Annotated in this window: 15 protein-coding genes; all 15 read left to right on the plus strand. The window is 48.3% G+C overall.

Going from position 1 to position 15097, the window contains the following annotated elements:
- Positions 1-45: 45 nt before the first annotated feature.
- The 15 genes from wecC (at position 46) to L9059_RS26705 (ending at position 15090) form a co-directional block, all read left to right on the plus strand.
- Entirely contained in the window at positions 46-1314 is a 1269-nt protein-coding gene (gene wecC / locus L9059_RS26635; protein ID WP_247293880.1) for a UDP-N-acetyl-D-mannosamine dehydrogenase, read from the plus strand.
- A 268-nt stretch (positions 1315-1582) separates the two neighbouring features.
- Positions 1583-2770 carry a hypothetical protein gene (locus L9059_RS26640; protein ID WP_247293881.1) on the plus strand — a complete coding sequence of 396 codons (1188 nt, stop codon included), beginning with the start codon at positions 1583-1585 and terminating at the stop codon, positions 2768-2770.
- Positions 2757-3257 (plus strand): acyltransferase, encoded by a 501-nt coding sequence (locus tag L9059_RS26645; RefSeq protein WP_247293882.1) that lies wholly within the window; start codon positions 2757-2759, stop codon positions 3255-3257. Before L9059_RS26640 ends, L9059_RS26645 begins: the two co-directional genes overlap by 14 nt.
- Positions 3258-3471: 214 nt before the next feature.
- Positions 3472-4668: a glycosyltransferase family 4 protein gene (locus L9059_RS26650; protein ID WP_282615624.1), complete on the plus strand. Its 1197-nt coding sequence runs from the start codon at positions 3472-3474 to the stop codon at positions 4666-4668.
- The gene (locus tag L9059_RS26655) at positions 4643-5581 is read left to right on the plus strand and encodes a hypothetical protein (RefSeq protein ID WP_247293884.1); all 939 of its coding nucleotides are present in this window, start codon (positions 4643-4645) and stop codon (positions 5579-5581) included. The genes L9059_RS26650 and L9059_RS26655 overlap by 26 nt, the downstream gene beginning before the upstream one ends.
- A gap of 433 nt (positions 5582-6014) precedes the next feature.
- Complete coding sequence (locus tag L9059_RS26660; RefSeq protein WP_247293885.1) at positions 6015-7259, plus strand: DUF6369 family protein; 1245 nt, start codon at positions 6015-6017, stop codon at positions 7257-7259.
- Between the two features lie 2 nt (positions 7260-7261).
- Positions 7262-7990 carry a WecB/TagA/CpsF family glycosyltransferase gene (locus tag L9059_RS26665; RefSeq protein WP_247293886.1) on the plus strand — a complete coding sequence of 243 codons (729 nt, stop codon included), beginning with the start codon at positions 7262-7264 and terminating at the stop codon, positions 7988-7990.
- Between the two features lie 258 nt (positions 7991-8248).
- Complete coding sequence (locus L9059_RS26670; RefSeq protein ID WP_247293887.1) at positions 8249-8536, plus strand: hypothetical protein; 288 nt, start codon at positions 8249-8251, stop codon at positions 8534-8536.
- A gap of 87 nt (positions 8537-8623) precedes the next feature.
- Positions 8624-9730: a polysaccharide biosynthesis/export family protein gene (locus L9059_RS26675; RefSeq protein ID WP_247293888.1), complete on the plus strand. Its 1107-nt coding sequence runs from the start codon at positions 8624-8626 to the stop codon at positions 9728-9730.
- A 14-nt stretch (positions 9731-9744) separates the two neighbouring features.
- Positions 9745-10404: a YjbF family lipoprotein gene (locus L9059_RS26680; RefSeq protein ID WP_247293889.1), complete on the plus strand. Its 660-nt coding sequence runs from the start codon at positions 9745-9747 to the stop codon at positions 10402-10404.
- Positions 10401-11174: a capsule biosynthesis GfcC family protein gene (locus tag L9059_RS26685; RefSeq protein ID WP_247293890.1), complete on the plus strand. Its 774-nt coding sequence runs from the start codon at positions 10401-10403 to the stop codon at positions 11172-11174. Before L9059_RS26680 ends, L9059_RS26685 begins: the two co-directional genes overlap by 4 nt.
- On the plus strand, positions 11171-13270 hold the full coding sequence (locus tag L9059_RS26690; protein WP_247293891.1) for a YjbH domain-containing protein: 2100 nt from the start codon (positions 11171-11173) through the stop codon (positions 13268-13270). The genes L9059_RS26685 and L9059_RS26690 overlap by 4 nt, the downstream gene beginning before the upstream one ends.
- Positions 13267-13650 (plus strand): VanZ family protein, encoded by a 384-nt coding sequence (locus tag L9059_RS26695; protein WP_247293892.1) that lies wholly within the window; start codon positions 13267-13269, stop codon positions 13648-13650. The genes L9059_RS26690 and L9059_RS26695 overlap by 4 nt, the downstream gene beginning before the upstream one ends.
- 715 nt (positions 13651-14365) lie before the next feature.
- A complete protein-coding gene (locus L9059_RS26700) occupies positions 14366-14692 on the plus strand; it encodes a hypothetical protein (RefSeq protein WP_247293893.1) in 327 nt (108 codons plus the stop codon).
- A 227-nt stretch (positions 14693-14919) separates the two neighbouring features.
- The gene (locus L9059_RS26705) at positions 14920-15090 is read left to right on the plus strand and encodes a hypothetical protein (protein ID WP_247293894.1); all 171 of its coding nucleotides are present in this window, start codon (positions 14920-14922) and stop codon (positions 15088-15090) included.
- The last annotated feature ends 7 nt before the right edge of the window (positions 15091-15097 follow it).

The raw sequence follows: 15097 nt of genomic DNA on the forward strand, positions 1-15097 counted from the left end.
AAATCGTTAGAAATACACTTAACAAATATCAATCAAGGACGTTCCATGCCTTTTGCAACTATCTCAGTCATTGGTCTCGGGTATATCGGTCTGCCGACAGCGGCTGTCTTCGCTTCCCGTAAGAAAAAAGTAATCGGCGTTGACGTCAATCAGAACGCAGTTGAAATTATCAATCGTGGACAAATCCATATCGTCGAACCAGACCTAGACATGGTTGTACATGCTGCAGTAACCGAAGGTTACCTCCGCGCTACGACGCAGCCGGAGCCTGCCGACGCTTTTTTAATTGCAGTACCTACACCGTTTAAAGGCGACCATGAACCAGACTTAAGCTACATTGAGTCCGCTAGTAATAGCATTGCACCAGTTCTTAAGAAAGGTGATCTGGTCATTCTTGAGTCAACATCCCCGGTCGGGGCTACCGAGCAGATGGCTGCTTGGCTCGCCGCAGCTCGACCAGATCTGAGCTTCCCGCAGACACATGGTGAAAGCTCCGATATTCGCGTTGCACACTGCCCGGAACGTGTTTTGCCTGGTCATGTGCTCCGCGAGCTAGTACAGAATGACCGAGTTATCGGCGGCATGACGCCAAAGTGCTCGGAACTAGCTATTAACCTTTACAAGATTTTCGTGCAAGGCGATTGTATCGTCACTAACGCGCGCACAGCGGAAATGTGCAAACTCACCGAGAATAGCTTTCGTGACGTCAATATCGCTTTCGCAAACGAGCTTTCGATGATTTGCGACAAGCTCGAGATCAGCGTCTGGGAGCTAATTCGACTGGCAAACCGTCACCCACGGGTAAATATTCTGCAACCCGGCCCCGGTGTAGGCGGACACTGCATCGCAGTCGACCCATGGTTCATTGTAAGCAAAACCCCCGAACAAGCTCGCTTGATTCGTACTGCCAGGGAAGTAAACGACAGCAAACCAGAATGGGTAATCGAAAAAGTCAAACTGGCCGTAGCCGAATTCTTGCAAGCAAATCCGGACAAGACAACTAGAGAAGTTACTATTGCCTGCCTGGGATTAGCTTTCAAACCAGATATTGATGACTTGCGGGAAAGTCCGGCTTTAGCTATTACACAGACGATAGCGAAAAGCCACGCCGGACCAGTACTGGCAGTGGAACCAAACATATGCGAGCTTCCCACTAAACTGGCGAACAATCTTACTTTCGCCAGTATAGAAACTGCACTCTCCGAGGCCGACGTTCTATTAATTCTCGTAGACCACAAAGAATTCAAAGAAATACCTTTATCAACAATCGAAAAGTTTTCCTTTGTTGACACTCGTGGTATCTACACGCAGTAATACAAAGGAAATAGTTATACATTAATCATCTCTATTAGCTTCCCCCTCTACCAATAAATGTAGTGAGGGCAAATAGAGCTGAAACTCACGCTTCGTTTAACCGACTGTTTGAACCATGCCCCGCTTAGCGGGGCATCTTCAATTAGGGCAACAAACAATGCGCAATGAGCAATCAAACCCCCTCGATCGAGAAATAGAGGGTGATGTCGCCTTATTACTTCAAAATCCAAAACAAATACGCATTTATTTATGGCGCCCCACGACAATCATGAAGGCCATCCTATCAAAAAGTACAAGCCATTTATCATTTCTAATAATGTGCGCGGGATCCGGAGTATTATTTTTATCTAACATACTGGCAAAGAATTTTTTATCTACTCAAGACTACTTGTCTCTCTCATATATAATCACTATCACTACAATACTAAGCTCTTTTGCACTCGGAGGGATGGAGCAGCTAATAATTAGGTTCGGAACAAACGATAACAACAAGATAACAATAGACAAAACTTCGTCAATTTGCATAATCGCAGCATTGATCACTGCCATCCTTATAAGTCCGATTACAATAAATATAATATTTCCAAACAGTTTAAGCATAGTTTGGATCTTCCTCTTAACCCTTAGCTTTTGTCTCGCCCTGATAAATTACAACATATCTAGAATCAAAAGCCGCTTTATCGAGGCCCAAATATCTTCTAACGCGTGGAAATTCGCACTATTTTCTGGAGTAGCAGCGTGCATTTTATGGCCTAGTAACGACTTTGAGAATACGCTTCTAAGCCTCATCGCAGGCGCAGCCATTTTTAATATCTACCTTTCCATCATAAATATTAAATCATTAACGATTACTAGAAACCAGAGCTCTACATTAAGCACTGGATTAGCATTTTCTTTTTCCCTTGCAATTATGACAGTACTTGGTACTTTCGATCGCGTACTGGCCGAGAAATTCTCAGGCCCATCACTTTTCACGGAATACGTCTATTTTTCAATGATATTAATATACCCCTTTAATATGATTGCCTCCTATATAGGATTTAGAGAAGCAGTTATCTTCAAAACTAACTTTTCAAAAAACCTAATCAGACAAAAAGCATGGAAGTTGTTAATAAAGATCTCCTTTCTATTTTTACTATTCGGTGGTTGCGTTTATTCACTTTCGTCTTTTATCAACCTAAAGCTGACATGGCTTAATATGCTGCTATGCTACCTGCTAATATGCACCAAATGTATCTACTCTATCTTTTCCGCCGTGATGGGAAGCAGAGCCTCCGCTAGCGAAATATGGAAATCTAATCTTTTTTCAGCCGCAGCGATCATAGCAATAAGCGGTATATACTTCTCCCTAAGTCAAGAAGTCACACTAAATAGCCTACTATCACTGTTCATTGCCCTCTGGGCTTCTAGAACAATAATTTTCACGTACATGGTCTTTTCAAATGAAAATGCTTAAATATGAACTTATCTTATGGGCAATGAAGTTAACCTCTATCATTCCTGGAAACATTGGCTGCAGCATCAGAAACGCGGCACTGCCCTATAAACGTGGAAACAACGTTAAAATCTGGGATGGAGTACATATCGACAGTCCATCCAAATTGCGACTCGGAGACAATGTTTCCATTAACAGAAACTGCATAATTAATGCCGCCGGAGGGGTAACTATTGGAAATGATACTTTAATAGGTCCGAACGTCACCATCTACTCCCAAAATCATTTATATAAAGATAAGTCATTAGCAATTCGGATACAGGGATACGAAAAAAAAGCTGTTTCAATTGGCGCGGACGTCTGGATAGCGTGCAACGTAATTATACTACCTGGAGTAAATATCGGAGATGGCTGCGTCATAGCGGCTGGTAGTGTTGTGACTCATAGCTTGCCACCCTATACAGTTATTGCAGGAGTCCCTGCAAAAGTAATAGGCCATAGGCCATAGTTCATCCACCCTCGAACAGCTACGTTCAACATTAACAACCTGATGCAGGGTAACTGCTATTGCAAGTACGAGAGCAGAACAATACTTTGCCACTTACAGTTCTTGAAGAAGACCCCCATCAATATTTTAGCCAATCCTTATAATATGCATCCTCGGCTCATTCTACGATTATTTGTCGCTTTGATATATTCTGCTTCTTTCTGAGAAATAAATAATGCTTAAAATATTACACTTACTTCACCAGTCCGCTCCTAACATTAGCGGATCCTCTACCCGGACTAATTTGATTCTCAAATGGACATCTCGGAGCGGGGTGGAAAACATCGCAATCACATCACCGTTTCAAGAGCCATTTTCTCCTCCCGCAGCAACAAAATCTGAACACTTCCCAAACAATGGCGTTAAAGTTTATCGGAGCTATATTTTCAAGAATTTGAGCGTAGGTGCGGGAAGCAACTTTCTTATTAAAATAAAAAAAGCCGCTACACTCCCTTACTTTTTTATCCGAATAATGCGAATTATTAAAAAAGAAGACCCCGACATTCTTCATGCTCATGCAACATTTTTATGCGCCATTCCGGCAATTATATTAGGGCGGTTATTCAGAAAGCCAGTCGTTTACGAACTGAGAAGCCTGTGGTTCGACAACGAAAATTTCAAAGCAAGCAAACTAACTCGAATATTTGCTGCAGCACTTGAAAGATACTGCCTTAATAACTGCCAGCGCATTATAACTATATCTGATGGTTTAGCAGAATATGTTACCACCCTCCCCAACAGCAAAAATCGCTCCGTAACAACCATAAAAAACGGTATCGATGATGAATCCATTAATAGTGTCGAACAAATTTGTACTCAGACAGGAAAAATTCGATTTGGCTATATAGGCTCAGTTATTGATCTTGAGGGGTTACATTTTGTACTTCAGGCACTCAAACTCCTAGAAACTCAAGGTGTGTCAATTGACTTCCATATATACGGTGATGGGAGCGCTAGAGAATCACTTGAAAAATCAACTAACTCACTAGGCGTAAAAGTCCATTTTCATGGGAGATTTCATCCAGACGAAGCACAATCTATCTACAATAAGCTCGACGTTATCATAAACTATCGTAAATCAGGGGAAATCAGCGAAAAGGTGACACCTCTCAAACCTCTCGAAGCACTACTACACCGGAAAACACTAATATGTTCGGACGTGGGTGGATATAGAGAAATTCTCGACGGAGATCATGCTGTATATATCCAACCCGACAGACCAGATTTGCTTGCAGACGCAATACTTGAAGTATATCTGGACAACAACAAACATCAGACCTTAATTAACAAGGGGTTTGCATTCGTTACCGAGAAACGTCTTTGGTCGAAAAATGGTGAAAAATATCATGAACTATATCGCGGCATGCTATAAGAAATCTGGCCAATTAATTAATATTTATCTGACACAATTCCGATTCGCTATAACTCTCTCTTCCTTTGTCTTCACGCCACTTGTCTCTTATGCGGGAAGCCTTGAAAACTTCAATAGCTCTGAGATCCATGTACTGCCGCATGAAACACAAGAAGATCTTCAATATTCATCTCTGCAAAAAGCTATCGATTTTTCCTATAACAATCTTTCACCGAATGTGACTTCAGTGAAATTTGTAATTCATCAAGGCACGTATGATGGACAATCTGCTGTTCTTCGTCCAAAACAAGGAGTTCACTATGAGATCACATCTGCATCAGGTAGCGATCCACTTCCTAGTTTCGACGGACATCAACAACAGTTAACATGGTTAAAAATTGTCTCCACAAATGGATCTGGCTCAACGGTCAGCATCAGTAAACTGAGAATAACTAACTATGTCACCGCTATATCTATTGAAGGAGATAGAGAAAATTTAGATAAATTCAATTCAGGAAACAAGATATCAGATATGCGTTTTGAAAATATTGGCCAGAACTCTCCAGACGCCTCTCCTAGCACTGCTGTTATACGACTAGTAAATTCTCGTGCTAATGAGATTCTAAACAATGTTTTCCTAAATATACGAAACGTTAAGGACTGCAACCTTCTCCACTCCATCTACTTAGCTCATCATTCAAGCGATAACTCAATAAAAAATAACAGCTTTGCAAATTTTTGCGGCTCTCCTATTCGAGTTCGTGATGACTCAAACAGAAACATCGCCAAACTTAATAGCTTCGTAAATATTCAAAATAAACGACTTATGGATCAATGGTTTTGTGATAAAAACATCAGAGAAGACTGTACAAAAAAACAACCAGAACAAGACTCGCATTCAAATATTTTTAAGATGAACGAAATCTCCCCATAAGTTATATGTTATAGGAGGACGTTCATTACAATCGAAAAAAGCTACAGTGCCAAACGCAGAAAATAGCAAATGGCTTCAGATTTTGATCTATGGATTGGTGCTCCGTCAAAAGAACTGAGATGGCGAAAGGCACTAGCATTCCCAAAAAAACAAGACTGCTTGAGCAAAAAAGGACACCACCGTCACAATTACAACTCGATCGCCAATGACAGCGGTGAGTGTCTTCGCCCTTGTAAGCCCATCATCACAATCTGCAACGCAACAGCACCCTACCTACGGTATACTGCTGACCTCTATACTTGGTGTGATAATGGAAAGCCCGCTCAGTAAAATGATTTGGGCGCACTCCACCGTAACTGCTGCCTATATATCACTCTGCTACTGACCGGGCCGAGTAAAACAAAGACTTACAAGCATTTGGATCAGTCTAATAATGACTTACATCGTACTTTCCCTGTTATTTTTCAGTCTAGGCCTCCTCAGAGAGAAAGGGTTATGGGCTTTTCTCGCTCTGCTCTCTTGCCTGCCGCTCTCCAATTCTTTTTCGCTATATTTCTACCAATATGGCCTTTTCTCATTTGATTTTTATTTTTTCGGAGCGCTCATCTCTATCGCTATTAAAAGCATAGCAAGTAACGGCAGTACGATGAAAGTACCTAAATGGGCAACGCTTTCATTCTTGATAATTATCGCATACTCCGTCATCTCGGTTTTTTCCAGCACCCCTCTAGACGTTTATTTTTTGCGCGATTATAGACCCGCAATTTTCTCACTTGAGCTAATTGCTGCAACCCTTATACTCAAGTCAAGAAACATAAAACTATCAAATGACAAAATTATTAAAATAGCAATTCTGGCCGGCGCAACAAACTTAATATGGCTAACACTTTCTATCGTCGGAGTAATATCATCAGATGATCAATATTACACCAACAACAACTTTAAATACTTTGATGCAAGCACTTATATTTCCACGCTATTTACAATTTATTTTTTCTCTCGACAGGGGACTGCAAAAAATACGAAAAATAAAATACATCTTAACCCCGCGCAGGCTCTCGCCATTACCGTCTCGCTACTCTCAGTCGTTTTATCCGGCTACAGAATCCTTGCTCTCGCAACAATTATTGCGGCTGCCCTCGCGGCTGCCAAGAGTCCTAAACGACTTGTCCAGATCTTAATAGTATTCGCCGCCGCCACATTGACATTTATATTTCTAGCTCAATATTTCGGCGCTGCACGAGTTACAGAAGGGCTAACTGTGGATGGACTACTTCAGCAATTTGCAATTCGCTACGGACCTGCTTTGGACGTTATAAGCTCTTTTAAATCATATAATTATTTTTTCGGAAGTGGTTTCGGTACCGTTTTTGACATATCGTGGTTTGAGTACAGGGAATTAGACACAAAAAACAACTTTGTCGACAGTTCCTATATGACTTTTTTCGCCAAATACGGACTACTTGGGATGCTATACCTTGCTTCAGTCTCAATATCTCTTGTATCTCTAGTGCCAAAACCCATCAGGCTTTCCCTTTTAGCATACTTATTGATTATATTTTTTACCTACGCGATATCCTATCAGTCAGCCTCTTTTGGAATTATAGTGGGCTGCATGATGGTTAGAATTCTTCAATCAAACTCAGACAATGCTGCCAAAAAATCACTAGGAGATTAAGCATGCAAAGAATCGAATTCTTGGGATGCCCCATGGATGTAGCATCCATGGACACCACAGTCGAGGCGATTCGTAGCAAGATCACGGACGGTCATTTCACCCAGCATGTAGTAGTGAATGTCGCAAAGCTTGTAAACATGCGCGATGACGTTCAGCTAAGCGAATCAGTTCGCTCGTGCGATATTATCAATATCGATGGAATGGGTGTGGTGTTAGGCGCTCGTTTTCTTGGGCATACCGTTCACGAAAGAGTAGCGGGTGTCGACTTATTCCATGAACTGCTTCGAATGAGTTCTGTGAACCAGTTTTCGGTGTATTTGTTGGGTGGTACAGACGAAGTCGTTTCAATCGCTGCCAATAAAGTTAAAGAGCTTTATCCTGGGCTAAAAGTTGCCGGTTTTCATCATGGATATTTTTGGGACGACGAAGCAGTAGTGGTCGAAAAAGTTCGAGCGTCAGGCGCACAGTTATTGTTCGTCGCGATTACGTCACCTATGAAAGAGAACTTCATAAACCGCTGGCGCGACCAACTAGGCGTCTCTTTTGTCATGGGTGTCGGTGGGACATTCGATGTAGTTGCGGGTAAAGTCAAGCGCGCACCGAGATGGATGCAAACTTATGGCCTTGAATGGCTTTTTCGGGTCATTCAGGAGCCTCGTCGAATGTGGCGTCGCTACCTGACTACCAATAGTAAATTTGCTTGGCTACTCATCAAAGAAAGGTTCAAATAAAGCAGTAGCATCCGATATACTTATGTAGATGTTAACACCCGTAAGACGTTTTGGAGCTCGTACTCAAAAATGGATGCTAACTCAGCTTAAGAGGCTGCCGCCCAACCCAAACTCACAGGAATCAGGGATGGTTCGCCAGCACTGGAGCTAAGCATAAAAAAATGCGATTGCTCATGCCTAGCTTGCAATTCAGATACTTACTGCAATATCCTTATCTCCAACAACCCTCAGGGATTCCCCCTTTCAAGGAGCACGATCATGAAAAAGCTACTGGCCTTGGCCCTCATCACCTCTGTAAGCCTGCCGTTGATGGCTGCTGACGCTGTTCCAGCAAAAGTCGCTGCGGCGCCTGACAAATCTGCACCTCTGAGCTTGTCGACACCTATCGCAGGTGGCGTAACAGTTGGGACTGGTCTGGCCATCGGCGCAGGCCTCGTCGCTGTAGGCGTTGCTGCCTCCAACAGTGGTGGTGGTGGCGGTAACGACGGCACCCCTGGCACTACTGGTACTACCGGCACCACCGGCACTACTGGTACCGCTCGGTAACAGCGCTCCGCTTAAAGTTCGATACGCTAACCTCCCAGCCTTGCTGGGAGGTTTTGTTTTGCCTATTCCCTTCGAGCAATTTCGACAATGAATCGCGCGCTTCCCTTGGCCATGCTGGTCGGCCTGACCCTGCAAGGCTGCATATTTTCCCCTGGTCAGCACATGGACACAGGTAATCTGGTACGCGAAGGCTCACCAGAAAGCAGCCGAATCGAACTGGTGCCAATTACACCTAAATTGGTTGCCATTGACGCTGCCTCCAATCACTCGAATGTAATTGCCCCTGAGTTGCTTAATTACCAATACGGTGAGTATCGGATTGGTGCTGGCGACCTGATCTACATCACGGTCTGGGACCACCCGGAACTGACAGCGCCTTCAGGGCCACAACAACAAATTGAAGCGAACGGACGTCTGGTACGCCCAGATGGCTCGCTTTTCTATCCTTACGTTGGAACGATCGCGGCTGCCGGTAAAACCATCGAGGAGCTACGCTCGATTATTGCCTCTCGCTTAGCCAAGGTTGTCGCAGAGCCCCAGGTAGATGTGAGCATCTTGCGCTTTGTCAGCCAAAAGGTTGTTCTCTCTGGCGCCTTTGGCAAAACCGGTCAGTTACCTCTCACCAATACACCAATGAGTCTGCTGGACGCTGTTGGTCAAGGCTCGGTGCAGGTCGGGACGGCTGACATTTCTGGCCTCGTGCTCAAGCGCGATGGTCGTGAATATGTCATTGATCTTGATGCGCTTAATCGAAAGAACTCCAACCTGCATAACATTTTTCTAAAAGACGGCGATCAACTGCACCTGCCGTACAACGACCAGAAAAAGGTCTATTTGTTGGGTGAAGTCACCGCTGCACGACCTCTTATTTTCAAAGGCACCAACATGAACCTAACCGACGCCCTCGGCAGTGTTGGCGGTTTGCGTCAGGAAACTTCGAGCGGCAAAGAGGTTTACGTAATCCGTGGCGTTGAAAATCTAGCGGACGAACCGGTCAAGGTTTTCCAGATCGATCTCAAATCGCCTTCAGCCTTCGCCTTGGCCCAGCACTTCAAATTGAAGCCGCAGGACGTGGTCTATGTCGGCCCCGCCGATGTCACTCGCTGGAACCGCTTCATCAGCCAGGTTTTCCCAACTGCCAACCTGCTGCGTACCGGTGTAGCGATTCAAGATGACATGGGCAGCGACAACTAAGAATTGGATGTCTTGTGAAATTTCTGCGACTGGCCACCCTATCGGTGGCCTCCTTGCTGGTGAGCGCCTGCAACCCGTTAATGACCGCTTCCATGGACACGCTCAAGGCCGCGTTTGAAGGCCCTGAACCCCTGGAACTCACCCGCCAACAGGTGGATGCAACTCCGTACTACCAGATAACCATCGCGGCACCTACGGGTGAAGCCGTTATGGCACTGGTGCGTCTACAAGATGGTGTTGGCTTCTGGATGGCGTCCACTCGCCAGATTCTGATGCTCGAAGACGGCCTGGCCATTCGCAGCGTTGGTTTCAACAACAACCTTGATGGCACTCGCTTTGAGGGTGAATCGCCCTTCAAGGCCGGCTTGCACCGCGTTGTTGATGGCCTGCAAACGCGCCGCCAGGTGGACTTTGTCGACGGTTACCGGATGGGCGTGACGCTCACCAGCCGCTTTGAGAAAAAAGGCCTGGAAACGGTGCATATCCTCGATCACGACGTGGAGTTACTGCGCGTGGATGAGGAAATCGCAATGGAAGGCTTGGGCTTTACTGCGCGAAACCAGTATTGGGTCGACCCTGCCGACGGCTTCATCATGGCCAGCGTGCAGCACCTGACCCCCGAATTGCCCCTACGCATTGTTCAAGTGCGCCCGAATAAGCCGGTAGTGCAATGATTGCTCGTTCCTCCTGGCTGCTTTGCTGCAGCCTGCTCATGACTTTTGCCGTAAATGCTGACTCGCTGGTCACCGTGCAGGGCGATGCTGCCAAACCTGGGCGCTATTCGTTCCAGGAAGGGACCCGCTTGCATGACGTTCTGCTTCCAGCCCAGGTTAATCCGAAGGCGTATCTGCTTGGCGCTGCGTGGTTGCATACGCCGTTACGCAATGCGCAGGAGCGATTGAAACTGGGCGTGCTCTTCGATCTTGCGACCGTTAAGAGCAATGCACTGCAGGATGATGAGATCGAGTTGGCAGCGCTTGCAGAGCGCTTGATAGCCCAAGTACAAGCCATGCCGGTCACCGGCCGCCGGGTTGCTCAACTTGACCCGGTGCGGGTTGAACTGAACCGTGGGGACAATCCGTACCTGAGCAATGGTGATGTGCTGCTGTACCCTCCCCGTCCGAACACTGTGAAGGTGGTGGGTGCGGTAACTGGCGAATGCGATCTGGCTTACGAGCCTTTGCAGCCGGCAATCAGCTATCTGAAAAACTGCCCGCGTGATCTTGGTGCAGACAAAGATGTGCTTTTTGTTATCCAGCCGGATGGCCGCGTTTTCCAGGAAGGTATAGCGCTTTGGAATGAAACCAAATCTGTTCCGCCCGCACCCGGAGCGCGCATTTTCGTGCCCGTGCACAGCACCGCCAAGGGTGATCCAACACCAGACCTTAATACTGAACTGGCCGCTTTCATCGCCACCCAGCCACTGCTGGAGGTGAAGCCATGAAGTATCACTTGATTCCATGCCTGTTGCTCGGCTGCAGCGCTTGGGCGGTGGCGGAGCCGCGCTACACACAGAGCGACTTTGGTGGTGTAGGTCTGCTGCAAACGCCTACCGCGCGTATGGCGCCAGCGGGTGAACTGTCGTTGACCGCCAACCGTACTGATCCTTACAGCCGCTACAGCGTGTCCTTTCAGCCTTTTGAATGGTTGGAAGGTTCATTCCGTTACACCGCCATCAGTAACCGCAAATATGGCGCGGAAGCATTAAGTGGCGGCCAGAGTTTCAAGGATAAGGCGATTGACGCAAAAGTCCGCCTGATGGAAGAGACTCACTGGTTGCCTCAGGTGGCCCTGGGTGCGCGAGATATCGGCGGTACCGGCCTGTTCTCCAGCGAGTATTTCGTTGGCAACAAACGTATGGGCAATTTCGATCTCAGCTTAGGTCTGGCTTGGGGTTATATCGGTAATCGCGGCGACATGGACAACCCCTTGGGTTGGATTAACGACAAGTACAACTCTCGGCCGGGTTCAACAGGCCTGGTGGATACTTCTGGTAGTTTCAACGCAAATGCGTACTTCCGAGGATCTCCGTCTTTCTTTGGCGGCGTTACCTATCAAACCCCTTGGGATCCTCTGTCCCTCAAAGTGGAGTACGAAGGTAACGACTACCAAAACGAACCGCTGAACAACAACCAGATCCAGGACTCCCCAATCAACCTAGGCTTCGTCTTCAAAGCCACCGATTCGGTAGACCTCCACGCAGCCTGGGAACGCGGCAACACCGCCATGTTCGGCATCACCTTGCACACCAACTTCGCCACCCGCAAGGCGCCGACCAAAAGCTTCGACCCAAAACCCGAACCTGTGCCGGACGTCAAACCGACCACCGCGCCAACGGACGTGCAATGGGCCGGCGTCGCCAAGCGTCTGCAGAACAACGCGGGCTACACCGTTTCGAAAATCACCCAGCGTGACTCCGAGCTGATCGTCTACGGCGAACAGGGCCGCTACTTCCACACCCCGAAAGCCGTCGGCCGTGCTTCGCGCATCCTCGACAACAGCGTCAACGATCAGATCGACTGGTTCACCATGGTCGACACCCGTTACAGCTTGCCGGTCGAGGAAGTCAGCCTGCCCCGGGATACGTTCCGCGAAGTGGTGCAAGAAGATCGCCCGCTCGAAGACCTGCGCCGGGTGACCGAGCAGAACGTTCCGGTGCCGCATCAGGAAAAAACCCTGTACGCGAAAACGCCGGACAAGTTCACCTATGGCCTGGGCCTTGGGTACAAGCAGAACGTCGGTGGCCCTGACGGCTTCCTGTTGTATCAATTCAGTGCGGACCTGAGTGCCGAGTATCGATTCCAGCCTGATTTGTGGTGGAGCGGCATGCTGAGTGCAAACCTGGCGAACAACTTCGACAAGTTCAAGTACGACGCACCCAGCGGCCTGCCGCGAGTGCGTACCGACCTTCGTCAGTACATGACAACGTCGGAAGTGACGATGCCGACCTTCCAGCTGAACAAGGTCAAACAGCTGGACGAAGACCTTTACGGCATGGTGTACGGCGGCTACCTGGAATCGATGTTCGCCGGCGTCGGCGGTGAAGCGCTGTACCGTCCGATGGGCGAGCGCTGGGCGGTTGGCGTGGATATGAACTGGGTCAAGCAGCGTGATTTTGATCAGGGCTTGGGGCTGCGTGATTACAGCACCATCACCGGTAACGCTACGCTTTACTATCGGAGTTCTTTCCAGGACATTCTGGGCGCACTCAGCGTCGGGCGTTATTTGGCCAAAGACTACGGCGCTACTTTGGACTTGTCCCGCGAGTTCAGCAACGGCGTGCGGTTCGGTGGCTGGGTGACCGTCACTAATGCCTCGAAAGAGGAATACGGTGAGGGTAGTTTCGGCAAGGGTATCTACTTCTCGATTCCGTTCGACGAATTGATGGCCAGTTCGACCACTCGCCGGGCTAGCCTTGCGTGGACTCCACTGACTCGAGACGGTGGCGCTTCCCTGGCTCGCAGCTACTCGCTGTACTCCCTGACCGAGCGTCGCAACATCGACCTGTTCCACAACAACTTCTACAAGGTCACCGAATGAAGCAACGGATTCTGCGTGTCCTGCCCAAGCTGGCGTTTTTCGTGATCCTGCTGGTGCTGTGCGTCGCCGGCATGCGCGGCGAGCCGGTGCTGCAGGTATTCGAGAATCAGGACAAGCTGCATCACTGGGCCGGCTTCGCCTGCTTGACGGTGAGCGCCTACTGGGCGTTCCCCGGCACGCGGTTGGGCTGGCTGCTGTTTTGGCCGTTGGTGGGTTCGATGTTGATTGAGCTGGAGCAGAGCTTGATGCCGCTGCGTACAGCTTCCTGGGGGGATATGGTGGCTAATGCTACCGGGGTGTTGTGCGGGATGATGGTTGTGCTGGTTCTGCGGGGTTATCAGAGTGCCAGGCTGAAGAAAGCACTGGTGGTTGAGTCGTAGGACGCTGGATGACTGGGCATGTTAAGTGCCTTTTGAGTGGGAGCTGGGTTGCTGCGAGTTGTGATGTGTCAGTTGGGGGTATTTGACTGGGCATTGCGTTCGTACGCAGGCTAGCTCCCATTTTTGGTTTCGAGCTATGGCGTTCTACTTGGGGTTGTACTTTGCCTCAGACATGGCGGAGGTTCCGGCAAATGCAGCTGCATTTTGATTAGGTGTTCGGGGCTTACGTTTCTGATGGGCATGTAGGAAACTTCGTTGCTTGAAGAAAGCGAATTTTCCTACTCGCTATGTATCTGTTTCTTACTTATTTCCCATTCGATATACCGCACAGTCTTTCCCGCCGTTTTTTTGATGGCTGCGAGGGTTAGTTTGCGAATGGGTCCTACATAAGTACGAGTTTTGAGACGCCGTCTTCGGAGATTTCCTTCAAGTTTTAGCGGTTTTCATGAACTGGTGCGCGATGGTTTGCATGGGTAGTCTTTCGATGTCGCTGCGAAGGCAGTGGCAGGGTGTGGAAGCCCTTATATCGTTAGGCGCGTCATGCGCCACCTGTTCGACGTTTGTATCGTCAGTGCTTTATGGTGGCTGTGCGCGGGGCGCTTTCGAGTGCGCCGGGTGCCTAACGTCCCGGTCTTCCACACCTGCGCACAGCCGCCACCTTTTGTGTGGAAGCGAATTCTGGCGGCAACCAGTCGATACGTTAGGAGTTCGAACGATGCCAACACTAACCCCCGATCCACCCTATTCAAAACCAACCCCCTACCCCGAAAGTCGCTTCAAGGCGCTGACCAGCAACTGTAATGACATGCCCACGCTTTTCGTCGATGCCCAGGCGCCGCTTGATGTGCTGGTGGACGCGGCTAACTACCGGATTAATGCAGTCACCCAGGTGCTGGAAAACCTGTCCATGCGTGGGTCGGTTGAGTGTCAGTCTTTTATTCTTAGTGATTTTGCTTTGTTGTGCGCCATTCCGTTGCGCGATGGGTGTGATTTGCTGGATGTGGTTCGGCGGCGGATGCGGCCGCGGGCTGCTGGTGGCTGAATTTGTAAGTGAGACTTGAGAGGTTCGGTGGTTGCGGTGGGGTCATCGCGGGCAAGCCTTGCTCACACAGGGGTTGCTTTCACTGGAGTTGTTCAACCACTGTGAAGATGCTGTTGGGACTGCTGCGCAGTCCAGCGGGAGCAAGCTCCCTCGCCACGGGTATTTTTTGCCTGGGTTTCTCTATTTGCAGTTCACTTTAGGGATTTCGCTGGCCTGGAGTTCTCTGTTTGCAGGTCACTTTAGGGATTTCGCTGGCTGGGAGCCCTCTGCTGCAGTTTCCTGCGCTGATTTCCCGGGATGTGATCATCGCCATGGGTTTGATGGTGGTTTTTGTGGAGCAACTCCCAGCCTTGAAAAATAAAATTCAACAATTTCCCGCCTTCGCCGAAACCCTGTGAAAGCCTC

The organism is Pseudomonas violetae (assembly GCF_023072615.1).
Taxonomy (GTDB): domain Bacteria; phylum Pseudomonadota; class Gammaproteobacteria; order Pseudomonadales; family Pseudomonadaceae; genus Aquipseudomonas; species Aquipseudomonas violetae.

Bases quoted from the DNA above. Each gene is read 5' to 3' on its own strand.
- wecC (WP_247293880.1), top strand. From the start codon at position 46: ATGCCTTTTGCAACTATCTCAGTCATTGGTCTCGGGTATATCGGTCTG.
- L9059_RS26640 (WP_247293881.1), top strand. From the start codon at position 1,583: ATGAAGGCCATCCTATCAAAAAGTACAAGCCATTTATCATTTCTAATA.
- L9059_RS26645 (WP_247293882.1), top strand. From the start codon at position 2,757: ATGAAAATGCTTAAATATGAACTTATCTTATGGGCAATGAAGTTAACC.
- L9059_RS26650 (WP_282615624.1), top strand. From the start codon at position 3,472: ATGCTTAAAATATTACACTTACTTCACCAGTCCGCTCCTAACATTAGC.
- L9059_RS26655 (WP_247293884.1), top strand. From the start codon at position 4,643: ATGAACTATATCGCGGCATGCTATAAGAAATCTGGCCAATTAATTAAT.
- L9059_RS26660 (WP_247293885.1), top strand. From the start codon at position 6,015: ATGACTTACATCGTACTTTCCCTGTTATTTTTCAGTCTAGGCCTCCTC.
- L9059_RS26665 (WP_247293886.1), top strand. From the start codon at position 7,262: ATGCAAAGAATCGAATTCTTGGGATGCCCCATGGATGTAGCATCCATG.
- L9059_RS26670 (WP_247293887.1), top strand. From the start codon at position 8,249: ATGAAAAAGCTACTGGCCTTGGCCCTCATCACCTCTGTAAGCCTGCCG.
- L9059_RS26675 (WP_247293888.1), top strand. From the start codon at position 8,624: ATGAATCGCGCGCTTCCCTTGGCCATGCTGGTCGGCCTGACCCTGCAA.
- L9059_RS26685 (WP_247293890.1), top strand. From the start codon at position 10,401: ATGATTGCTCGTTCCTCCTGGCTGCTTTGCTGCAGCCTGCTCATGACT.
- L9059_RS26690 (WP_247293891.1), top strand. From the start codon at position 11,171: ATGAAGTATCACTTGATTCCATGCCTGTTGCTCGGCTGCAGCGCTTGG.
- L9059_RS26695 (WP_247293892.1), top strand. From the start codon at position 13,267: ATGAAGCAACGGATTCTGCGTGTCCTGCCCAAGCTGGCGTTTTTCGTG.
- L9059_RS26700 (WP_247293893.1), top strand. From the start codon at position 14,366: ATGCCAACACTAACCCCCGATCCACCCTATTCAAAACCAACCCCCTAC.